Here is a 20976-nt window from a genome sequence, read left to right as displayed (position 1 = left end):
CTTAATCCTCGTGGCTCGCTTCGCCCTTGCCGATCTCGGCCTTGAGCGTGAAGCTTCCGGTGGTGGCGATTTGTTCGTTGCCGGTGAGACCCGAGCGGACGATCACCGTGTCGCCCGACGCATCGCCGAGCTGCACCGGGGTCGCCTTGAAGCCCGTAGGTGTGCGAACGAACACGACCGACTTGCCCTCGAAGCTCTGCACGGCCGTCGTCGGCACGCGGATTGCGCCGCTACCCCCGCTGCCCGTGAGCTGGACGGCGGCCGTCACCGGTTCGCCGACCCGCCATTCGCCGCCCCTGTTGTCGAGGGTGGCGAGCGCGGGCACGAGCCGCGTTTGCGGATCGAGCGCCGGCGACACGAAAGTGACGCGCGCGGTCGCCTGACGGCCCGCCGCCTTGACCAGCACCGTGTTGCCGGGACGCACCCGACCTGCATCCTCAGCCTTCAGGTTGAGGGCGATCGACACCTGGCTCAGGTTCGCAATGCGATAGAGTTCCGCGTCCGCCGCAACCGTCTGTCCCAGCGTCACGGGGCGAGCAATGATCTGGCCCGAGATCGGCGCGGCGATGCCGAGCCGGTTGAGACCGCCGCCGCCGACGCCCGCAGCCGACACCATGCTCTGTGCCTGCGTCAGCGCGATCCGCGCCTCCGTCGCGGCCGTGCGAGCTGCGATCAGATCCTGCTCGGGCGACACCTTCTGCGCGAACAACCGCTGCTCGCGTGCGAGGTTCGAATTGGCGAGCTGGAGCCGCGCACGCGCCGCCTCGACCTCGCCCTTGATCTGCGCCGCCTCGCGGCTCTCGATGACCGCGATGGTCTGGCCGCGGCCGACCGATTGGCCGAGGTTGCGGGTTAGCGAAACTACGCGTCCCGCGATGGCGGCCGACACCACTTGCGTCCCTTGCGGGTCGCCCTCAATGATCGCAGGCAGCTCGATCGTCCCGGCCCCACCGATAATCGGCCGTCCAATCTGCACGCCCGCTGCGGCGATCTGATCGGCGCCCAGCGTGACCACGCCTTCATCGGCATGACCGCCTTCGGCACCGCCCTTTTCCGCGCCTGCCGCTTCGTTACCGGCTGCGGCATTGGCGGTCGCCTCGTTCCCGGCATCCTTGCCGCCACAGGCAGCCAGCAGCAGGGCGAGCGATGCGACGCCCGCGAGATAGAAGTTCTTCATCACTGGTTTCCCCCATTGGGCGCAGGAGCGGTCAATCGCTCCACCTGCGCGCGGGCATTTTGATAGTTGGCGAGCGCGTCGATCGCGGCGACCCGCGTCTCGGCGAGGGTGCGTTCCGCATCGAGCAATTCGAGCTGGCCGAACTTGCCCTCGCGATAGCCAATCCGGGCGATGCGGGCGGCCTCCTGCGCAGCCGCCAGCGCCGGCCCCGACGCCGCGCGTGCGGTCGTCGCGGCATTGGCCGCCTGTGCCTGCGCGTCCGTGATGGCCTGTTCGATGTCGAGCGCGGTCACGCGGCGCTGTGCATCCGCCTGCGTCCGCTGCGCGGTCGCCTGCGCGATCGCCGCGCGACCGTTGTTGAACACCGGGATCGGGATCGACACGGTGAACACCGCCGCCATGTCGTTGGTCGCTTCCAGTCGGCGGATCGCAGGTCCGACGTTCAGGTCAGGGACGCGATTAGCGCGCGCGAGCCGCACGCCGGCCTCGGCGATCGAGAAATCCGCGTTGGCCGCCGCCAGCGCCAGCGTGCCGGTCGTGTCAGCCGGCGCGATCGGCCCATAGACGTTCGCCCCCGGGAGGCGATCGAGCAGCGTGTCATCGAGCGCACCGTCAATCGGTCGCCCGATCCGGCGCGCCAGATTGGCCCGCGCCGCCTCAGCCAAGCGAAGCTGCCGCTCCACATTGGCGTCGGCGTTGATGCGCGCGACATCTGCGCGCTGTTGCTCGAGCGGGGAGGCGCGCCCCGCCTGCACGCGAACGCTCGCAGCCCGCAGCGCGTCGCTGGCGATCCGGGCCTGATCCCGCGCCGTCGCCACCCGGCGATCGGCCGCGACCGCTTCGACATAAAGCTGCGTCACCTGAAGCCGGACATCCGCCGCGATGATCGCGGCCTGGATCTCGGCCCGGGATAATTGCGCATTGGCGACCGCGACGCGGGCGCCGCGCTTGCCGCCTAGCTCGATCGGGATCGCAAAGCCGACCGTGGATTCCGCGCTGCGGACCCCACGATACGGACCCGAGCCGATGACGTTCTCAACCTGGCCCTGGACAACCGGGTTGGGCCGCAGTCCGGCGACCGTGCGGCCCGCGCGGGCCGCATCGATCGCGGCTGTTGCCGCTTCGGCAGCAGGGGCCGAACCGCCCGCTGCACTGACCGCTTGGTCAAGCGTGTAGACCGGCGCGTCCTGCGCAAAAGGCGCGGACGGTCCGACCTGCGCCTGCGCCATAGTGGCGCACGACGCTGCGGCCAGCATGGCCGCGAGGATACGATGCATGAAAATAGGACTCCTGACGATGATCGACAGGGGCGCGCCAACGCGCGCCCAAATCGGACGTCAGGCTTGGGGGGGTCTCAAATGGACCGTGCCGGTGCGGCCATCGAGCGACGCAGAGGCGGAGATAGTCGGCTTGGGCATCGTGAGGACGTGGGTATATTCCATCGTCGTGCGCGCAGGCGCACCAACGTCATGCCCGTGGCAATAATTGTGATGGTGCGGGACGTTCTTGTCCGAATCCGATGGCACTTGATCGATGTCGCCATCGGTATGGATTGTGAACTCGACGCCCGCGATGCTCCCCCCCGCCAGATCGGCGGCGTGAGCCATGCCGGAGAAACTGGTGAGGACCAGCATCAGGCATGTCAGGAGAGGCAAAAAGGCTCGCACGAACCCGCCCTTACCACGGAGAGGTTTCCATGTCATTGCAATAACTCGCGAGCCGGTGCCTTCGCGGCACGCCATGCCGGCCAGGCTTCCCCAAGCACGCGCCATGCCGAGCGCAGGAAGATCACGGCGATCAACCCGCCGACGATGATGTCCGGCCAAGCCGAGCCGGTCAGGCCGACCAATCCGGCAGCCGCGAGAACCCCGACGTTTGACGCGACATCATTGCGCGAGCACTCGAACGTGCTCGACATGTTCACATTCTCGCGGCGGAAGCGCCAGAGCAGCGCGAGGCAGATTAGGTTCGCAACCAGCGCGGCGCTGCCAACCCCGAGCATCAAGCCCGATGCCGGAGGAACGCCGTTCGCAATCTTGTCAGCGATCTCGAAAATGACCGCGACGCCGAAAGCCAGGATGATGCCACCCTTCGCCAGTGCTGCCCCCGCTTCCCAGCGCGCACCCCGATGCAATGCATAGAGACTGAGCGCATAGACCACCGCGTCGCCGAACATGTCGACCGAATCCGCCATCAAGGCAGAGGAACGCGCGACGACGCCGCCGCCAAACTCGACCACGAACATCGCGAGATTGATGAGCATCACGATGATGAGCACGCGGCGCTGCTCGGCCTTGCGACCAAGTTCCGCGATCGTGTCGCGTTTTGATGAGCAACAAGCGTCTGCCATTATCGAAGCTCGATTCGTGGATCAGACGCCCTATATGAACCCTCATCCTACTAGAGGGTCAAGAGGTTCGGCGATGAAAATCGGTGAGATCGCAAAGCGCACTGGGTTGAAGATAGAGACGGTCCGTTTCTACGAGGCAGAAGGGCTGGTTCCCGCTCCCATCCGTAGCGGTGGCAACTATCGGCTCTACGATCGCTCGCACCTTGATCGCCTGTCCTTCATCAAACGCTCGCGTGATCTGGGTTTCACGCTGAATCAGGTCCGCGCGCTTCTGCGTCTTGCAGATGATCCGCGGGGATCCTGCGCCGAGGCCGATCAGATCGCCGCGGTCCACATCGCGGAGATCGATCGCAAACTGGCCGACCTCTCGGCGCTGAGGTCGGAAATCGCGCAGTGGGGTGACACCTGCAACGCCAGCATCGTTGCCGAATGCAAGGTTATCGACGCCCTGTCGCATTGAACCAAACCAAGTCGGGCGCGACCCTGCCGGGCACGGCTCTATCGGCGCCCTGGCGTGCGCCGACCGAGCCACCGTGCCGGCGTCTCGGCCCAAAGGGTAACGATCCTCGCGTGAGGTGTGCCACATGGCACACCTGTCGCCGCCGCCCGATGGGCGCGACTTCACTCGCATAGCGCCGCGGCCCTCCCCCGGAGGCCCGCCAGCGCGGGGAACACCAAGGGCTGCTGCCCTTTCGTTCCCGAAGGAAAATAGACGCCCCCGTGTTGTCCGCCAAGCGCGGCACCCGACGCCCTGACGGGCGTCGGCCGCGCTAGGGCGGCCTGCCCGCGCCAAGGCCATCGATTTTCCTCCTCCCTCCCCATCCCGCTCCTCGCCGGAGAGGCAGACCCGGTTGCTGCGGCAACCGGCTTTCAGCCGCAGGAAGAAGGAGAAAGGACAATGGCTTACACCCGATACAAGGGCGATCCCTACTGGAAACGGGCCAAGGTGGGCGGGACCAGTGCAGACGGCACCCCCTACGCCAAAGGCGACCGCGTGTTCTTCTATCCACGATCCGGCGCGACCTACGCAGGCGACGCCGCGACCCGCGCATCAGCCGAGTTCGACGAGCTGGCAAGCCTCGAAGGCTGACCCTTTCCCCCCAATCGACACCACAGATCACAGGAGTTTCATCATGGGTATCACCACCATCAAGCTGTCGCAGCTTCGCCTTTCCCCGCTCAATCAGCGGCGCGTGAAGCCTTCCGCCGTGGAAGCGATGGCCGACGACATTGCCGCGCACGGCCTGTTGCAGAACCTTGTCGCCTACGAGGACGAGGGCCTGTTCTATGTGTTCGCCGGAGGGCGGCGCTATCGGGGCCTCAAGGAACTGGCGAAGCGCAAGCGGATCAAGAACAACGACACCTTCCCCGTCGAGGTCCGCACCAAGGAGGAGGCCATCGAACTGTCGCTCGCGGAGAACTTCCAGCGCGAGGACATGCACCCCGCCGACAGCATCCGCGCCTTTGCGGCACTGCGCGACACCGGCATGGACGCCGAGGAAATCGCAGCTCGGTTCGGTCAGGCAGTCAGTTTCGTCTACAAGATGCTTCGCCTTTCCGCGCTCGCACCCACGCTGATCGACCTGATCGCCAAGGACCAGTTGTCGCTTGAGGCGGCGCGCGCGCTCACCCTCACCGAGGATCACGACCAGCAGATCAAGGTCTGCAAGGCGGCGAATGGTCACGCCCACACCATCCGGCGGATGCTCACCACGGAGAAGGTGGACACCACCAGCGGTGCGTTCCTGTTCGTCGGGCGCGATGCCTATGAGGCGAAGGGCGGGACGATAACGGTGGACCTGTTCAGCCAAGGAGCGGAAGGCTTTGCCGACCAGCCCGAGCTTGTGCAGGAACTGGCCGAAGAAAAGCTGGACGGCATTGCGGACGAATATCGTGCGATCGGTTGGCACGAGGTCCGCGCCACGCTGGAACGGCCCTATGATCTCTACATGAAGGGCAGCATCTATCCGGCCACCCGCGAGCCGACCGAGGACGAGGCGGCGCGGCTTGCCGCCATCGATGCCGAAATCGAGGCGATTGCCGAGGCCGAGGGCGAAGATAGCGACGGCATCGAGCCGCTGTCCGACGAGCGCGACACCCTCACCGAAGCGATGCGGGCGTTCAATGCGGAGCAGGTCGCAGTCGGGGGCGTGGCGCTATGGGTTTCGCATGACGGTTCGCTCGGCAAGAGCTTCTATCGCGCCAAGGCCGAGGCGAAGCCCAAAGCGAGCAGCGGCGAACCCCAACCCCTCTATAGCAACAGCCTGTTCGCGGACCTGACCCGCATCAAGACGCAGATCGTGCAGGAAGCCGTCGCGGCCGACCCGGCGCTGGCGCTCGACATCATGCTGGACAGCCTTGCAGGCCAGTTGCTCCACGGCGCGCACAGCTACCAAATGGCCCTTGAGGTTCAGGCCAAGACGGTCGCGACCGATGTGGCCGACGAGCTTATGGCAACGAGCGACGTTCGTCCCGTCGAGGAAGTGATGGCGACCCGCTTCGCATCGATCCCCGCCGAAGGCCGGTTCGAGGCAATCCGCGCCATGACCAGCGACGACAAGATGGCATTGCTGGCGGGCCTTGTCGCCATGACCGTTGACGGCACTGTGTTCGCGGGTGGCTCCCCCGGCAGTCGGCATCACCATTTCGAGCAGATCGCGCGCGCGACCGGCGTGGACATCGCAGCCCGTTGGACCGCCCCCATCGCACTGTTCGACAAGATGCGCCGAGCCGCGATGATCGACCTGTTGCGCGAGGAATGCGGTGCTTCCAGCGCCGAGAATTGCGCGACCATCAAGAAGAAGGGTGATCTTGCCGTCAATGTGTCGGGACGGCTTCCGGGAGGGTGGCTACCTGCCCCAATGAAGATTGGCGCGTTCGATCAGCCCGAGGCCGACCCGGAGGATTTCGACACCGACATGGACGGTGACGGGATCGAGGACGACGACATGGAGCGCGGCGAATTTGCCGACGATGAAATGGCCTGATCTGATCGGGGGGCCGGTGATAATCGGCCCCCTTCCCTCCGTCTCAGCAGCGCCCTCGCCGCCAGCGCGACAGCCATGCCCCGCATGGCTGTCGCGCCCGCTGCCCTTGCAGGCCAGCGCGCGCCGCCCGCCCACAAGGGACGGGCGGCGCGATTGCGGCTAAGTTATAGCCTCAGTCGTAGTGTGGGCCATCCACGTGCGTGCCGCTAAAATCCACGCCGCGCCGGGTCGCCACGAGGTCGAACCGCTTGAAGAAGGCGAGGGCTTCTCCTGGCGTAACGCGCACCTCGACGGCGCGCACCGCTGCCGGAGCAGGCTCAAATTCAGCAGATCGAAGGAGGTATGCCACCAGCGACACGTCAGTCACAGGGGTGCCCCGGTTCTCTCCGGAAGCGATCCTGAATCCTACGACACGCTCGTCACTTTCGGCCTTCCCCAAGGACACCAGATAATCGGCAAGCGCGACGTTGTCGGAAATGTCCGCCGCGACAGTCCCCTTGAAGTCGTTATATTGGACGCCAGCGTTGAAGGTATCCATTCCATTTCCCCGTTCTGCTATTTCGCGCGAGCCGATCTCGCTGCGCTCCTACCTAATGCTGCGCCCCGTCATTCGTCGCTTGAAACAGCCACGAGCAAATAAGTCCGCGTTTAGCGCTGCCGGGAGCCGCAAAAGCAAAGGGCGGAAGATCGCTCTCCCGCCCCCTACCGGTGACGCTGGCGCAACTGCGCCGATGGTGCGGGGCCGGCCACACCAGCAGACCAGCCAACGATCAGTGCCCAGACGGTCTCGAAAGAAACAGAACAGAGCTTCATCACGTTAGTCACTGGGTTCAGGTTGGTGTTCTTGACCTTGTGCGCCTTGCGAGCGCGAGATTTTGAACGTGTAATCATAGGCAGTCCCTCCATGAAGATGACGCTCGCATAGCGAAGCGCCAGGGCCAAAAAGAGGACACCGATAATCAGCCAGCCTGCGGGAATTGAACCCCCCAGCACCCCGAAGCCACGAAGGCCAGCTCCTAAGTAGGTTCGTGGGTTCGCATGTTCAATGTTCGCATAGGTGTGCCACGTGGCACACCCTCGTTCGCCATGATCGAGCGCGCTTCGAACCACGCGAACAGGTCCGCCACAGCGCGCCGGCGATAGGCATTGAGCCATCGACGACGCCGATGCTCGTCAGCATCGTGGATCATGTGGCACCGCTGGCAGAGCGCAGCCAGGTTGCGCGGGGCGTTGTCGGTCGGATCATGGTTGAGGTGGGCGCAGGCGATATAGACCCGCGTGATACGGACGATCGCCACGAGGTCTATCGCCCCGACCCTGATCCGCCTTCCGCGCCCGTCTCGCCATTGCCGACGATCCATGTCCCACCACCGTCCGTCGCCCAAGTGGAATACGCGCTGACCATGCGGGCGATGGCAATGCTCGCACCGCCCATTGGCGCGGCCGAAGCGAATGGCTCTCGACAGCTCGGGCCAGTCGATCGGGTAAAGCCAGCGATGTTCGGCCATGATCGGCATGACAATTCTATGAGTCAGCGGGAACGAGAACGAAAGCAGAAAATCACCTGATCGACCGCCCTGGTGGGCGGGCGTTGTTTGGTAGGGCTGTCCGTCAGTCTCCTCCCATCGTGAGGGACGCGGCCCGCCGCCTCAAGGATCAGCGGTCCCCCCAATTCACTGCGTAAATCGGCTCCCCCGCTGCCCGGCAAGCCGGCCGCTTCGCGGTCCTGTGACCCGGCGTTCCGCGCACCTCCCGCTGTCGTCGCCAATCACGGCAACACGGAGGTTTTCCATGTCCCATCATCGCCTGTTTGCGCAGCTCGCCTTCGAGCGTGCGCTTGGGATGGCCGCGCTCAATGCGCTGGCTCAGGCCGTTGCCGAGTGCGACCAATTCCGCGCCGTAGGCCGCGAGCGCGACCCGATCCATTTCTGGGTTCTGGCCGGTGAACTGGAAGACGTGGTGCAAGATCGCATCCGCGACGTGTTGGATGGTCCTGGCCTTGCCGTCGTCGAGCGCGGCGAGCTTTTCCATCAGCCCCGCATCGTCGAGCTGGTGATCGCCGCTCGCGACGCACGCACCGCGCCGTCATGACGGCGCGCTTGCGCGCAAGAATGCCGTGCGGAGATCCGCACCGCGCCGTCCTCGCCGCCCGCGCATCGCGCGATCGGCGCGAGGGAACACCAAGGGCGCCGCCCTTTCGTTCCCGAACGACAATCGACCGCCCGTGTAATCCGCCAAGCACGGCACCCGGCGCAAAGCGCCGACCGCACTAGGGCGGCTCGCCCGCGCCAGCAGTAGATTCTCGCTCCCCCTCCCCATCCCGTCCTCGCCGGACAGGCAGGGCCGTGAGGCCGAGCGGCCTTGCGGCCCATGCAGCAGGAGGATCAGTTATGCGCAGCCCCGAACAACTCGACACCATCCGTCGCCTGAACGATGCGGCCCGGAGCAATCCCGGCACGGCTTCCATTGCCAACGTCACGCTAGGGTTTCAGTCCCTTCCCGATGCCGACCGCTTTGCGGCACTGGCGGCGATCGTGGGATTTTCCCGGTTCGACGGAGACAATGACCCCTATGGGGAACATGATTTCGGCGCGGTCTATCGCCTCGCGACGGGAGGGTGGACGCAGGAGCGGCCCAAAGACGAGAAGACGATTGCCGAGACAGTGTTCTGGAAAGTGGATTACTACGATAATACGCTCACCTATGGCAGCGAAGTGCCGTGGGATGAGCACCAGACCAAGCGTGTGCTGACCATCATGTTAGCCAACGAATACTGATAGTTGCGGCGATCATCCCGCGCCCGAACGGGCGCGGGACATGGTGAACCGAGTGACTGCCGCGTCGAGTGATTTGTTGAGGAATCGCGCCGGGGAGAGTAAGGTTAAGATAGAAAGGATGACGCGATGGCCCAGATCGATATTGAAGCGCTGCGCGAGCGCATCCGCCAGATGGATTTCGAACGCGGCACTCCCGAACAGATCGCGCTCTGGCGCGAGGATGTCGCGGAGTCCCGCGCCAATCTCGTGATTGAAGACATGACGCCGACCATCGATGAAGACGCGATGTTCGCGATGATGCTCGACGAGGGTGTGCCTCCCGCACTCATGCCCTCGATCATCCTTAGTCTCTATCCGCCCGGAACCCGCCAGATCGCTGCCTGACATTGGCAAGCGATCCTTACACGTATCCCGGCACCGAGACGCTTCGAAACCGGCTCGGGCTCACCGATGAAAAGACGCTCATCGAAGCTGAGCGGCGCCTAACGCAGGCGCGCGGCGCAGAGGCCGCGCGCCTGACTTTTCCAGCGACGACCGACGGCTATCGCGCGCTTCACAAGCATCTGTTTCAAGACCTCTATGATTGGGCGGGGCAGGACCGGACCGTCAACATCGCCAAGGGCGGCTCGAGCTTCGCAGCCGTGCCCTATGTCGCGCGTGAACTCGACAAGCGGTTTGCCGACATGGGCGCGCAAAGCGGCTTTCGCGGACTTCCTCGAGACGAGTTTTTCGACCGGCTCGGCGACCACATCAACGAGATCAACGCCATCCATCCTTTCCGCGAAGGTAATGGGCGCACCATGCGCCACCACGCGGCGCAGCTCGCGCGCGAGGCCGGACACCCGATCCGCATCGCCGCGATCGACAAAGACAAGTGGAATGTAATAATCCCGATGCGATGAAGGTCTTCCTCTCGGATCGGACTTCCGCCGGAAACCGAGCCTCAATCCGGTTCCTCAACACGTATCATCAGTATGCCCCAGAAATCGAACCTGTCGATTTCGATATCTGCCCGATCCTGCACACCCAGCCGGCCGCCGACCGCTGGAGCCCTGCCGAACTCAGCAAGCCCGTGCTCGACCCGATCACCAAGGTGTCGGTGCGTCAGGTGATGCTGGATAATGCTGGCCACTATCCCCTGGAGGAGCCGGGTCTGACCCAGATGCAAGACGCCATCGATGCGTTCGTCCGCGAGGTCACTGGCGCCAATCCATGAAGCGGCCCTGTCGGGCCTCCGGGAGTTCAACGGCGTTTTAATGACGCAATCGAACTTTCGAGCCGCAGCACGATGTCCCGGGATCAAAAAGGCTCCGGACGGATATGCAAGAGCAGAGACCAAGTTATTTCCGCTGCTGCTGACGAAGGATGCCGACAATGGCCGTCAGCCCTTGGCGCTCGAGTGCGGCCAGAAACTCGTCGATCGACGGGAGCGTCTTGCGCAGATTTTGACGCGCGCGGTTGACGCTCTCGATCAACAGATCTGGAAAGGCCGCATGAAGACCCGCCAGGAAATCGTCTGGCGAAACGCAGGCCACACCGTGAGGTTTGAGCGCCGAGGCGGGGAAGTCCTTGAGGTTCCATGTGACGATGACCGAAGCCTTTCCGGCGATGGCAGCGGCGAGGACATGCCGGTCGTCGGGGTCCGGTAAGGACAGTGTTGGGATCAGCGCCTGGTAGTTAGCGACATCGGCCTCTGGAAGTGCGGCCTTCATTCTGTCGCGCGTGATTTCATTCGACATCAGCCACCGGCAGGGCGAACCCCGCCCGCTGGAGCAGTCCCGCCGCGTCATAGGCGTCGGCCAGGGGCGCCACCCTGAGGCCAGCCCCGCCGGTGATCTCGGCTTCTGCTGCCATCAGGGCCTGCCGCAACTCGGTCAAGGTCGCCCCACCCAGGATCGAGGCCAGAAACAGCCCGTCGGGACGAAGGGCGCGCCGGACCTGGATCAGGCTGCCCGGCAGGTCGTTGGTCCAGTGCAAGGCGAGCGTCGAGACCACCAGGTCCAGGCTCTGGTCCGCGAAGGGCAGACGCTCCTCATCGGCTTGCAGGCGAAGCCCCGGCCGGCCGGCCAGCATCGGCCATGAAAGGTCGGTCTCGATGATCGCGCCGATCTTTCCCGCGGCGTCGCTCACCGCCAGCGCCCGGGCGAATGCGCCGTCGCGGGCGCCTAGGTCGGCGCAGACGGGAAAGGTCCGCGCTATGACGGCCAGCCGCTCGGCGAGATCCTCCGCCGCGCGGGCCTTGAGGAAGCCCGCCGACGCAAACCGCGACGCGGCCCGGTCCAGCTTTCGCCGATGCCGGGCGCGGTCGAACAGGCGGGGGGGGAGCTGTCATCGCGCGGCGTTTATCCGTCAAAACGCCGGCGATGCCTATGCGCCGCGCCCTCGAATCCGGCCGGGTTTAGTATCTGGCCGCCGTGAACGAGCCTTCGGAGTCGCCTTCCCGGATCGACCCCTTCATCGACCCGTCCGCCTGGACCTCGCCGGTATACTCCACATGGACCGCCCGGCCCTGATAGTCGGTGTCGTAAGCGAAGGTGGCCTTGGAGCCGTCCACCGCGCCCTTGGCCTGAAGGGTCGGGCCCTGGATTATGGAGCACGGGCCTTTGATCTTCACCCCATCGGCCTTGAAAGTGCAAAGCACGGAGTATTTGATCTCCGGCGTGAAGCCGACGTCGAACTTCCAGGTGGTGGAATGATCGGCGTCGCGGCTCATCACTTTGGAGCCCCTGAACTGACCGGTGGAGATCCCGGCGTTGATCCGTCCGATCACCGTGCCGTCGGGCTTCACGTCGCCGCTGTACTCCAGGGTCAACCCTCTGCCGTCATAGTCGGTGTCATAGCGGAACGTCAGGGTGTCGCCCGTCAGCCGGCCGGTTGCTTTCAGCAGTTTACCCTGCATGGCGACGCAGGGGCCTGCGATCTTGGAGGTGTTTTCCTCCAGCTGGCAAAACAGCGAATATTGGAGGTCGGAACCGAACTCGCCCTTCACGATCCAGGTGGCCGACATGTCGGCGGCGGAAACGGCCAGGGGGGTTCCCAAGACGATCAGGCCGCCCATGAACAGAGTTTTTATTGACATGATCGGCGCTCCAATAAGGTGTCAGGACGAAGGGGAGTTTGTATTAACCCAGCGGCGTGGTGTCAACCGACATTCCCCAAGTGGCCCGCCGCTTGACTTCAAGATCGCCTGATTTTGCTCGCTGGGCAAGCGTTTTTCGCCCCGAGCGGTGTCTGTCGTCGCGCAAACGGCCGAAGTCGGGTGGATCAAGCCTCGAACCCGCAGCATTCTGGCCCGGCAGAGCCGCTTTTCCGCGCGGCAGACGGACCTGTCCTGCCGCTTTCGTTCAGCTTGGGCATGGATCGTGGTCATGCGCATGACGGAGGCGTTCGAAGACGGCGGATGGCGGCAAGGACGGCCCGCACCATCGGGCCGGTGACGGCGACCTCGGCCAACTGGAAGGTAATGGCGCGGGCGTGGCGGACGACGCGGGCGCCGATCTTGATCAGCTTGAGTTGCAGGCTGGTCAACGACCAGTCCGCCATGGCCTCGGGCAGTTCGATGCAGCGCAGGAAGGTTGCCAGGTTGTAGGCCAGCGCGTGCAGTTGCAGCCGCACCTCGTTGTGCCGGAACTTCCGGCATGACAGCCGCGTCCAGCGAAAGGCATATTTGCCTTCCTTGATGTGCTGCTCTGCGGTGCCGCGCTGGTTGTAGAACCTCACCACCCAGTCTGGCTCCATCGGCAGGTTGGTGACGATGAAGCCGACTTTGGGGAACAGCTCGCCCGGATGCCATTCGATCTTGGCGATGACGCGGCGCGGCTTGTCCCAGGACGCCGCCTGATACTCGAAGTCCTCGAAGAACCGTTTGACCTTGGTCAGCGAAGGCCGTCCCACGGGCCGTGTCAGCCGATGCGCGATCTTCTCGCGCAAGACGGCGTTGGCGGGCAGACGGATGGCGTAGAAGAACCTGGCTTCTTCCAGCCGCATATAGATCGCGGGGATCGCGTAGGCAGCGTCGGCCCGGAAGAAGCGTCCACCAAGGTCGCGGCCAGCATATCGGGCAATGACGGGATCAAGGACATCCCGCCAGCCATCGGCGCTGTGGACATTGCCGTTACGCAGGGCGCAGCGCTCCAGCATGCCAAACTGGTTGAACAAGAAGATGGGGTGATAGCAGGTGCAGTCGAAATGCCCGTTCCAGGCAGTACCTTCCTGATCGCCGTGGGTGGGGCTGACCGAGCTGTCCATGTCCAGCACGATGTATTTCAACCCGTTGCGGTCATGAAACCGGTCGATCCATTGGCCGTTCAGATCGGCCAGCGCCGCCCGGTTCGCGGCCAGAGCCAGCGTCTCGGTCTCGAACCGTCCCATCTGCGATGCCGAAGCAGCTTGCGCCTCGACGGCCCTGCCGCCAACGACCTGACGCATCACGGGATCGAGGGCCAAGCGGTCGGCATCGTTCACATCCTCGTATCCGGCCAGTCGTCCGAACACCGATTGCCGGAACAATCCGTCAAGCCGATGGAGCGTGTTCTTCCCGGTGCGGCTGTCTCGCAGCGCCTCCGACGCCAGATTGGACAGGCCGAGCACGTCATCAAGCTCGCGCATCACCAGCAGGCCACCGTCTGAACTGATCTGCGCACCACGGAACTCCAGACGCACACGGCGGTCGAAATCAACCCGATCTCCCCGCGCCAAGCCCGCACCCTCCAGGTGATCCATGAAACGCGCCCCTCGCAGCCGTCAACGCCATGATTTATATGCGAAATATCACGATTACGACAGCGAAATCAGCGACTTACTTGGAGAATGTGGGGTGGATGGAGGCATCCCGGCACGGCTTTCTAACGGGGGATCATCGCGGCATGGCCGCGGTTCTTTCCGCAGCGGCAGTCAAGCGCGACCTCGCGCCCGAGGCGCGCATCGGTCCCGCCGGGATTGCCATGCTTCCGAACCGCGCGCCACCCGAGGGGCAACGCTATCGCGTCACCCTCGCTAAGGCGCGCGAAGAACTGGAACGCTACCTGCCCGCCGCCCGACAGCAGGCGGCCGAACGATTGCGCGAATTGATCGGAGAAAGCGCGCCATCTACTGCCATCGCGAATGCACGAACCGAGCTTGCCTATGTCCGGCACGCCAAGGGTCCGATCTACCAGTCCCACCTTTTGACCTATCTCGGCGTGCGGCAGGTCGATGCCGTCGTTACCGCCCAACAAACGCCCCTTGAGCGTGTGCGTGAGATCGGGGCCGCCCTGGGCGTGCAGATCAACGGTCAGCAATCGGCGCAGCTTCAACGCGCCGTGCGGGCGCTGGAGCGGCCGATCCTCCCCCCCGGCCATTCACCCGGGCAAGAGCGGCTTGCCGAGCTTTTCATCAAGAACACGCCCGAAAAGAACCATGCCGATCCACGCCTTTCGCCCGCGCAAGCGATTGTCGATGCCGCCATGAAGACGGCGGCCGATCGGGGTGAAAGCGCCCGCATGGTCGCAACGATCAGGGAGTCGACGCGCCAGCTCGTCGCCGATCGGATCAAGGCTGGCGGTTCACTGGACGGCGAGATCGGCCGCGCGGCGCAGGTGCAGGCACCTGCACCGCGCGATAAGGACCGGAGCCGCTAACGGCTTCATCGCGCAACGGGTATCTCCCCGATCCGGGTCGTCCATGCCGGGCTCTTCTGTGATCGCTTCGTATCGAACGACCGCGCACCGCACCCCTGCGCCGCCAAGATGACCGTGTTTCTCCCAAACCGGCTATTGAGACCATCCATTGCCGCCAACAGCGCGGGTGCCTTGGGATCGGCTGTCGCAAAGAGGTCCGCCTGCCCCGCCCCTTCCGCTGTCAGATCCTCCAGCAAGACGCCGCATTTGGTATAGACGCCTCCCGGTTGAAACATCGCTTCCATCATCTTCCCCGCGATCCCCACGATGATGCGCGGATCGTTGGTCGGCGGGGACAGCCGCGCCGATCGGGATGCCGAAGGCGGGTTCGGGCGATAACGCGAGCCATGTGCGAAGGCGATCAACCGGCTCGCCGCCAGTCCTTGCGCGCGTATCTTCTCGGCCGCACGCGCTGCGCGGCGCGCCATCGCTTCGCGCAGCTCGGCGAGATCGGAGACGGGCGCGCCAAATTGCCGCGTCACTGCGGTCGCCTTGAGCGGTTCGGGCGCCACCTTGAAGTCGTCGCACTCGATCCCACCCAGCTCGCGCACGAGCCGTTCCAGCACCACCGTTCCCACATCGCGTGCGACCGCCGGAGGTAGCGCGGCCAAGTCCGCCGTCGTCTTCACACCGAGCGGGCGGAGCCGCGCTGCCAGCGCGTGCCCGATGCCCCACACTTCTCCTACCGGCCATTGGTCGAACAGACGCCGGCGCAGCTCGACGTCGTGGAGATCGACCACCCCTCCCCACACCTTCTCGGTCGCCTTCGCCAAGGCGTTTGCCACCTTGGATAACGTGCGGGTCGGACCCAAGCCGATCCGGGTCGGCAGGCCGACCGATCGCGCTATATCCTCGCGGACCGCGTGCGCGGCCACGACGTTGCCGAGGCCGTCCGGCAGCACCGGCAGCCGGAAAAAGCTTTCGTCGATCGAGTAGATCTCCACCATATCGGAGTGATCGGCGATGACCGCGTTGAAGCGTCGATTGAGGTCGGCATACAGTTCATAATTGCTCGATCGGAGCTGGATTCCGTGGCGTTTGATCCGATCGCGCATCTTGAAGACCGGGTCGCCCATACGGACGTGCAGCGCCTTCGCCTCTTCACTGCGCGCGATCGCGCAGCCATCGTTGTTGGACAAGACGATGACGGGCACATCGCGCAGGGCCGGATCGAACAATCGCTCCGCGCTGACGTAGAAATTGGCTATGTCGACGATTGCCCATGACACGGCGCTAGCGTCGATAGTCGCGGACGCCGGTCCGCACGACACCCCATATCTCCACCCCTTCCACGGGTGTCGGCTCGTAGATTTGCTGCGCGTTCCGCGCTTCCAGGAGGAGGTCGCCGCGTCTCCGGCAGAGCTGACGGCACACGAAGCCGCCATCCACGATCGCAATAACGATATGCCCCTCGACGGGGCGCGTGTCGCGATCGACCACCACGACGTCGTTGTCGTGGATGCCAGCGTCGATCATGCTCGATCCGCTGATGCGGAAGACGAAACTTGCCGCCCGATCGAGCCGCAGCAACTCGATCAGGCTTATGGCGTCGTCCTGCCAGTCTTGGGCAGGGCTTGGAAAGCCGGCTCCTGCTGCACCAACGATCCGGAGAATGGTCCCCTGCGGCACGTCGGCAAGCGGGACCGGCTGCATCAGAGGCAGCATCAGAGATTCCCTTCACCCTCCATTGTAACACTCGCGCGAACGAAAGGGGAACAGGAGAGTTGAACCATTCGCCGCAACGCGGGGGACGGTTCCTCTTGCGACCGTCGCGACAGATGGCACGATGCGCGTTCAAGGAGATCACGATGCCCGCCACCAACGTCAATACCGCCAGCGCCGCAGAACTCGACGCTGTTCCGGGTCTCAATGGGCATGGCCCGGAGATCGTGCGCTACCGCGAGGAGCGCGGCGGCTTCAGCGATTTGCGCCAACTGGAGGAAGTGCCCGGACTTGCCGGAAAGGTCGACGGCAGCAGCGCGGCCCTTACCGTGGGCGACGCGAATTGAGAGACGAGCATGAGTGACACGGACGCAGATGACGACGACGATGGCGCCTATTATGTCGTACCCGAAGAGGCGATCCAGTATCTGCCGCGAGAATGGCAAGAAGCGATCTACGCGCGTGCCGAGGACGGTCGCAAAGTCTTGGAAGCCGCCGACAAGGAGCTGAAACAGCTCTCGCGACTATCGCTGTCCTTCTACCACGTGACGGTCCTGAAGCACATCAGGGACAAGCTGGCCGTCTATCGTTTCAAGGCGGATATGGCCGCGTTCCTCGAATTGGACATGCTAACGACCGCCTTCGTCGCCACCTATGTCCGGCTTCACACCGGAGGGAGCGGCAGCGGCTTCGCTCGCGACGCGCTGCCCGAGGCGTTGCGCAGCGCCCATGACGAAATCATCGATATGCGGAACAAGCGATATGCCCATGTTGCAGAACACGATTCCGTCAACGATGAAATGGAGATCCAGGAGGATGAAGGGCGCTTCATCGTCAATCTAGGCTTCCGCTTCGGGTTCTATATCGGAGGGTCGAACGACTGGACGAAGCTCGTCGATGCGCTCGACGAGATATTCGCCGAGCGAGGTCAAAAGATCGTCGAGCGGCTTCAGGCCAGGACCGGTAGAGAATGGTCGATCGCGCAAGGCCCCCCTCCCGACGCGACGCCGACCTGACTGGAGGGGGCGCAGCCGGCACGGGGTCTAAGGATCGGTCCTTAGCGTGTCATTCCGCCCCGAGCCGGAACCGATTGAGGTGCATAGATTGCGTGACGGGTTAGGTGACACCGCTCGATGCCGATCGAGCCGGACAGGCGCTCCGTCACACATACGCACGTTTGCGGATCGTCCCGTTTCTCCATCTTCAACTGGCCATGTTGGGAAAACCCATTGGGGAACAGACTTGGGAAAACCGTGCAGTCGCGACGCGCGCGATCAGCGCAAACTCCCCGGCTGTCTCGCTACGGGTTCCCAATCGAGAAAGGCGTCAGGACTGTGGCGCGGTCGCGATGTTCGACAGGTCCGTGGCCGGATTGATCGGCATCCCGGCCTCCCTGCGCTCCGAGTAGCGATCGATAAGCTGGACGGTGTGGGGGCGCAGCAGGACGGTAAAGCGCACCAGTTCCTCCATCAAGTCCACGATCCGATCGTAATAGCTAGACGGCTTCATGCGACCGGCGTCGTCAAACTCGTTGAACGCCTTAGCGATGCTCGATTGGTTGGGGATCGTCACCATCCGCATCCATCGGCCCAACACGCGCAGCGTGTTGACGCTGTTGAACGACTGCGACCCGGCCGACACCTGCATCACGGCGAGCGTGCGGCCCTGCGTCGGACGCATCCCACCCATCGAGAGCGGCAAGTGGTCGATCTGCAACTTCATGATGCCGGTGATCTGTCCGTGCCGTTCGGGGCTGCACCATACCTGCCCTTCCGACCACATCGATAGCTCGCGCAACTCATGGACGGCCGGGTGATCGTCGCCAGCGTGCTGATCAGGTAGCGGGAGGGTGGACGGATCGAAGAGGCGCGTTTCGCAGCCGAAAAAGCGGAGCAGACGCGCCGCTTCCTCGACGCACAGCCGGGAATAGGATCGTTCGCGCAGCGAGCCATAGAGCAGGAGAATACGCGGCGCCGGATCGATCGCGCCCAGCCCCAGCGCCGGCCGCTGGATGGCATAGGCGGTATCGAGTGCCGGCAGATATTCGGGGTCGGCAAGGTCGCGAAGGGGCATCAGGTAAGTCCGATCCGCAGCGCGAGCGCGGCAAGGGTGATGAGCAGGACGGGCACGGTGAGCGTGACCCCGACCCGGAAATAATAGCCCCATCCGATCCGCACGCCCTTCTGCCCCAAGACGTGCAGCCACAGCAGCGTGGCGAGTGAGCCGATCGGCGTCAGCTTGGGGCCGAGATCGCAGCCGATCACGTTGGCGTAGATCATTGCTTCCCTGATCGCGCCCGTCGCGTGGGTCGCGTCGATCGAGAGCGCGCCTAACAGCACGGTCGGCATGTTGTTCATCATCGACGACAAGACGGCCGCGATCACGCCCGTTCCCAGCGCCGCGCCCCACACCCCGCCTTGGGCGGGGCGGTCGAGCAGCGCCGCCAGATGATCGGTCAGGCCCGCGTTCCGCAGGCCATAGACGACCAGGTACATGCCGAGCGAGAATATGACGACCTGCCACGGCGCGCCGCGCAGCACCTTGCCGGTCTGGATGACATGGCCTCGCCCCGCAGTCACCAGCAGCAAGATCGCGCCGGCAACGGCTACGGCGCTGACCGGGACGCCGAGCGGTTCCAGCAGAAAGAAGCCGGCGAGCAGCAGGGCAAGGACGATCCATCCGGCGCGGAAGGTCGTGGTGTCGCGGATTGCGGCACCGGGCGCACGCAGCGCGGCCACGTCGTAATTTCGCGGTATATCACGTCGAAAGAAGATCAGCAGCGCGCCCAGTGTGGCGGCAATCGACACCAGATCGACCGGCACCATCACGGCTGCATAGTCACCGAACCCGATCTTGAAGAAGTCAGCCGACACGATGTTAACGAGGTTCGACACGACCAGCGGCAGGCTTGCGGTGTCGGCGATGAACCCGGCCGCCATGACGAAAGCCAGCGTCGCCTTGTCCTTGAACCCCAGCGCCCGCAGCATGGCGATGACGATCGGTGTCAGGATCAGCGCCGCACCATCATTGGCGAATAGCGCGGACACCGCCGCGCCGAGCAGCACGGTCAGGACGAACAGCCGACGACCATGCCCCCCGCCCCAGCGGGCGACGTACAGCGCCGCCCATTCAAAGAACCCGGCTTCATCCAGCAACAGGCTGATGACGATGATCGCAACGAACGCGGCCGTCGCGTTCCAGACGATGCCCCATACTACCGGCACGTCGGACAAGGTGACGACGCCTGCGAGCAGCGCCACGACGGCCCCGCCTATCGCGCTCCACCCGATGCCGAGGCCTTTGGGTTGCCAGATGACGAGCGCGATCGTCGCGACGAAGATCAGGACGGCAAGAAGCATCAGGCGACGCGCTGGCCCGAAGCATCAACCACCTGTTCGCCGTCTTCCTTGGCAAACGCGGCAAGCTGGCCACTCGGCAACAGATCGAGGACGGCTTCGGAAGGGCGGCACAGCTTCACGCCGAGCGGCGAGACGACCAGCGGCCGGTTGATGAGGATCGGATGCGCCATCATCGCGTCCACCAGCGCGTCGTCGGACAGGAACGTGTCGCCTAGGCCCAGCTCCGCATAGGGGGTTCCCTTCTCGCGCAGCAGCTCGCGAGGCGTCATGCCGGCGCGGTCGATCAGCTCGACCAGCAGCGCGCGTGCGGGCGGGGTTTTCAGATACTCGACCACATGCGGTTCGATGCCGGCATTGCGGATCATGGCGAGGGCGTTGCGTGACGTGCCGCACGCAGGGTTGTGATAGATGACGATATCAATGGCCAAGGGGCGTCCTTTCAGCAGCAAGGGGCGAGTTCGGCGAGGAGCGGCACACATAGTTCGGGCGAGCCGGCGCAGCAGTCCTTGACGAGAAACAGGGTCAGCGCGCGCAGGCCGCCCAGATCGGCGCGGTAGATGATCGACCGGCTATGCCGTTCGGATCGGACCAAGCCGGCGCGGGCGAGGATACCGAGGTGCGCCGACATAGTGTTTTGCGGCACGTCAAGCTGACGGGCGATTTCACCGGCCGCCAGTCCGGTCGGTTCATGGCGAACCAGCAAGCGAAACACATCGAGCCGTGTTCCCTGTGCGAGCGCACCAAGAGCAGCGATTGCCGAATCGATTTCCATATATCCAGCATAGCAGATATATCGGTTAACGCTATTGTCTCGCGCCTGTTGGTAGATCACGTGTCTCGCCACTCACCCGCAACGGGTTTCGGGAGGACTAAGGGCGTCCCAAAACTCGATCCCAGTTGGGAAGGGCTGCATGACCTTGCCGGCCCTTCGGCTGAAAGGTTGCGCGGAAGAATGCGAGAAGATGGTCGCGTAAGTGGCGTCGGGCGACCTTGATCGGTCGCCCTAC

The 20976-nt window shown here is 64.3% G+C and carries 27 protein-coding genes and 1 pseudogene; 11 read left to right on the top strand and 17 right to left on the bottom strand.

Annotated features, from left to right (window positions below; all coding sequences use genetic code 11):
- Position 1: 1 nt before the first annotated feature.
- The 4 genes from LH20_RS22465 to LH20_RS22450 form a co-directional block, all read right to left on the bottom strand.
- On the bottom strand, positions 2-1177 hold the full coding sequence (locus LH20_RS22465) for an efflux RND transporter periplasmic adaptor subunit (protein ID WP_053556563.1): 1176 nt from the start codon (positions 1175-1177) through the stop codon (positions 2-4).
- Positions 1177-2454, bottom strand: coding sequence for a TolC family protein (locus tag LH20_RS22460; RefSeq protein WP_053556562.1), 1278 nt, complete (start codon positions 2452-2454; stop codon positions 1177-1179). The genes LH20_RS22465 and LH20_RS22460 overlap by 1 nt, the downstream gene beginning before the upstream one ends.
- A gap of 60 nt (positions 2455-2514) precedes the next feature.
- Positions 2515-2811 carry a hypothetical protein gene (locus tag LH20_RS22455; protein ID WP_053556596.1) on the bottom strand — a complete coding sequence of 99 codons (297 nt, stop codon included), beginning with the start codon at positions 2809-2811 and terminating at the stop codon, positions 2515-2517.
- Between the two features lie 65 nt (positions 2812-2876).
- Complete coding sequence (locus tag LH20_RS22450; RefSeq protein ID WP_053556561.1) at positions 2877-3527, bottom strand: cation transporter; 651 nt, start codon at positions 3525-3527, stop codon at positions 2877-2879.
- A gap of 73 nt (positions 3528-3600) precedes the next feature.
- On the opposite strand from LH20_RS22450, the gene LH20_RS22445 reads away from it, so the two are divergent.
- The 3 genes from LH20_RS22445 (at position 3601) to LH20_RS22435 (ending at position 6514) form a co-directional block, all read left to right on the top strand.
- Entirely contained in the window at positions 3601-3987 is a 387-nt protein-coding gene (locus LH20_RS22445; protein ID WP_053556560.1) for a MerR family transcriptional regulator, read from the top strand.
- Between the two features lie 438 nt (positions 3988-4425).
- On the top strand, positions 4426-4617 hold the full coding sequence (locus tag LH20_RS22440) for a hypothetical protein (protein WP_053556559.1): 192 nt from the start codon (positions 4426-4428) through the stop codon (positions 4615-4617).
- A 43-nt stretch (positions 4618-4660) separates the two neighbouring features.
- Positions 4661-6514 carry a ParB/RepB/Spo0J family partition protein gene (locus LH20_RS22435; protein WP_053556558.1) on the top strand — a complete coding sequence of 618 codons (1854 nt, stop codon included), beginning with the start codon at positions 4661-4663 and terminating at the stop codon, positions 6512-6514.
- Between the two features lie 172 nt (positions 6515-6686).
- Here LH20_RS22435 and LH20_RS22430 read toward each other — a convergent pair whose 3' ends face one another.
- The 3 genes from LH20_RS22430 to LH20_RS22425 all read right to left on the bottom strand — a co-directional run bounded on the left by LH20_RS22430 (position 6687) and on the right by LH20_RS22425 (position 8031).
- On the bottom strand, positions 6687-7052 hold the full coding sequence (locus LH20_RS22430; protein WP_017503420.1) for a hypothetical protein: 366 nt from the start codon (positions 7050-7052) through the stop codon (positions 6687-6689).
- Positions 7053-7216: 164 nt separating this feature from the next.
- Entirely contained in the window at positions 7217-7405 is a 189-nt protein-coding gene (locus LH20_RS23420) for a hypothetical protein (protein WP_144423769.1), read from the bottom strand.
- A 125-nt stretch (positions 7406-7530) separates the two neighbouring features.
- Positions 7531-8031, bottom strand: a complete 501-nt coding sequence (locus tag LH20_RS22425; protein ID WP_019368263.1) for a hypothetical protein — start codon at positions 8029-8031, stop codon at positions 7531-7533.
- Between the two features lie 274 nt (positions 8032-8305).
- On the opposite strand from LH20_RS22425, the gene LH20_RS22420 reads away from it, so the two are divergent.
- The 5 genes and pseudogenes from LH20_RS22420 to LH20_RS22400 all read left to right on the top strand — a co-directional run.
- A complete protein-coding gene (locus LH20_RS22420) occupies positions 8306-8605 on the top strand; it encodes a hypothetical protein (RefSeq protein ID WP_019368262.1) in 300 nt (99 codons plus the stop codon).
- 299 nt (positions 8606-8904) lie between these two features.
- Complete coding sequence (locus LH20_RS22415) at positions 8905-9291, top strand: DUF3768 domain-containing protein (protein WP_019368261.1); 387 nt, start codon at positions 8905-8907, stop codon at positions 9289-9291.
- A 126-nt stretch (positions 9292-9417) separates the two neighbouring features.
- Positions 9418-9675, top strand: coding sequence for a hypothetical protein (locus tag LH20_RS22410; RefSeq protein ID WP_017503786.1), 258 nt, complete (start codon positions 9418-9420; stop codon positions 9673-9675).
- A 2-nt stretch (positions 9676-9677) separates the two neighbouring features.
- The gene (locus tag LH20_RS22405) at positions 9678-10193 is read left to right on the top strand and encodes a Fic/DOC family protein (RefSeq protein ID WP_083455649.1); all 516 of its coding nucleotides are present in this window, start codon (positions 9678-9680) and stop codon (positions 10191-10193) included.
- Positions 10175-10507: pseudogene (locus tag LH20_RS22400) on the top strand (hypothetical protein); the annotation flags it as partial. The gene LH20_RS22405 and the pseudogene LH20_RS22400, both read left to right, overlap by 19 nt.
- 124 nt (positions 10508-10631) lie before the next feature.
- Here LH20_RS22400 and LH20_RS22395 read toward each other — a convergent pair.
- The 4 genes from LH20_RS22395 to LH20_RS22380 form a co-directional block, all read right to left on the bottom strand.
- Positions 10632-11030: a PIN domain-containing protein gene (locus LH20_RS22395; protein WP_053556556.1), complete on the bottom strand. Its 399-nt coding sequence runs from the start codon at positions 11028-11030 to the stop codon at positions 10632-10634.
- The gene (locus tag LH20_RS22390; protein WP_321164254.1) at positions 11020-11490 is read right to left on the bottom strand and encodes a methyltransferase domain-containing protein; all 471 of its coding nucleotides are present in this window, start codon (positions 11488-11490) and stop codon (positions 11020-11022) included. The genes LH20_RS22395 and LH20_RS22390 overlap by 11 nt, the downstream gene beginning before the upstream one ends.
- 199 nt (positions 11491-11689) lie before the next feature.
- Positions 11690-12349 (bottom strand): hypothetical protein, encoded by a 660-nt coding sequence (locus tag LH20_RS22385; RefSeq protein WP_235527225.1) that lies wholly within the window; start codon positions 12347-12349, stop codon positions 11690-11692.
- 308 nt (positions 12350-12657) lie between these two features.
- Positions 12658-14013: an IS1380-like element ISPme1 family transposase gene (locus LH20_RS22380; protein ID WP_011997539.1), complete on the bottom strand. Its 1356-nt coding sequence runs from the start codon at positions 14011-14013 to the stop codon at positions 12658-12660.
- 143 nt (positions 14014-14156) lie between these two features.
- On the opposite strand from LH20_RS22380, the gene LH20_RS22375 reads away from it, so the two are divergent.
- Positions 14157-14909 carry a hypothetical protein gene (locus LH20_RS22375; protein WP_235527224.1) on the top strand — a complete coding sequence of 251 codons (753 nt, stop codon included), beginning with the start codon at positions 14157-14159 and terminating at the stop codon, positions 14907-14909.
- A gap of 5 nt (positions 14910-14914) precedes the next feature.
- Here the strand turns inward: LH20_RS22375 and LH20_RS22370 are convergent, their stop codons facing one another.
- Both LH20_RS22370 and LH20_RS22365 read right to left on the bottom strand, forming a co-directional pair.
- Positions 14915-16177: a Y-family DNA polymerase gene (locus LH20_RS22370; RefSeq protein ID WP_026008903.1), complete on the bottom strand. Its 1263-nt coding sequence runs from the start codon at positions 16175-16177 to the stop codon at positions 14915-14917.
- A 4-nt stretch (positions 16178-16181) separates the two neighbouring features.
- Positions 16182-16616, bottom strand: a complete 435-nt coding sequence (locus LH20_RS22365) for a LexA family protein (RefSeq protein WP_026008902.1) — start codon at positions 16614-16616, stop codon at positions 16182-16184.
- Between the two features lie 140 nt (positions 16617-16756).
- Here LH20_RS22365 and LH20_RS22360 point away from each other — a divergent pair, with 140 nt between their 5' ends.
- Both LH20_RS22360 and LH20_RS22355 read left to right on the top strand, forming a co-directional pair.
- Positions 16757-16957: a helix-hairpin-helix domain-containing protein gene (locus LH20_RS22360; RefSeq protein ID WP_026008901.1), complete on the top strand. Its 201-nt coding sequence runs from the start codon at positions 16757-16759 to the stop codon at positions 16955-16957.
- Between the two features lie 9 nt (positions 16958-16966).
- Positions 16967-17626 (top strand): hypothetical protein, encoded by a 660-nt coding sequence (locus tag LH20_RS22355; protein ID WP_019368256.1) that lies wholly within the window; start codon positions 16967-16969, stop codon positions 17624-17626.
- A 310-nt stretch (positions 17627-17936) separates the two neighbouring features.
- On the opposite strand, the gene arsH is transcribed toward LH20_RS22355, so the two are convergent.
- The 4 genes from arsH to LH20_RS22335 are packed head-to-tail and all read right to left on the bottom strand — an operon-like array spanning position 17937 to position 20741.
- The gene (arsH, locus tag LH20_RS22350) at positions 17937-18683 is read right to left on the bottom strand and encodes an arsenical resistance protein ArsH (RefSeq protein ID WP_019368255.1); all 747 of its coding nucleotides are present in this window, start codon (positions 18681-18683) and stop codon (positions 17937-17939) included.
- Positions 18683-19969 carry an arsenic transporter gene (locus LH20_RS22345; RefSeq protein WP_019368254.1) on the bottom strand — a complete coding sequence of 429 codons (1287 nt, stop codon included), beginning with the start codon at positions 19967-19969 and terminating at the stop codon, positions 18683-18685. Before LH20_RS22345 ends, arsH begins: the two co-directional genes overlap by 1 nt.
- Entirely contained in the window at positions 19969-20448 is a 480-nt protein-coding gene (arsC, locus tag LH20_RS22340; RefSeq protein ID WP_173644882.1) for an arsenate reductase (glutaredoxin), read from the bottom strand. Before arsC ends, LH20_RS22345 begins: the two co-directional genes overlap by 1 nt.
- Positions 20409-20741 (bottom strand): ArsR/SmtB family transcription factor, encoded by a 333-nt coding sequence (locus LH20_RS22335; RefSeq protein ID WP_019368252.1) that lies wholly within the window; start codon positions 20739-20741, stop codon positions 20409-20411. Before LH20_RS22335 ends, arsC begins: the two co-directional genes overlap by 40 nt.
- Positions 20742-20976 lie beyond the last annotated feature (235 nt).

Origin of the sequence: Sphingopyxis sp. 113P3 (assembly GCF_001278035.1) — a bacterium.
Taxonomy (GTDB): Bacteria; Pseudomonadota; Alphaproteobacteria; order Sphingomonadales; family Sphingomonadaceae; genus Sphingopyxis.
The sequence above is the reverse complement of the archived record's forward strand: the minus strand, read 5'-3'. Positions and strand labels throughout refer to the sequence as shown.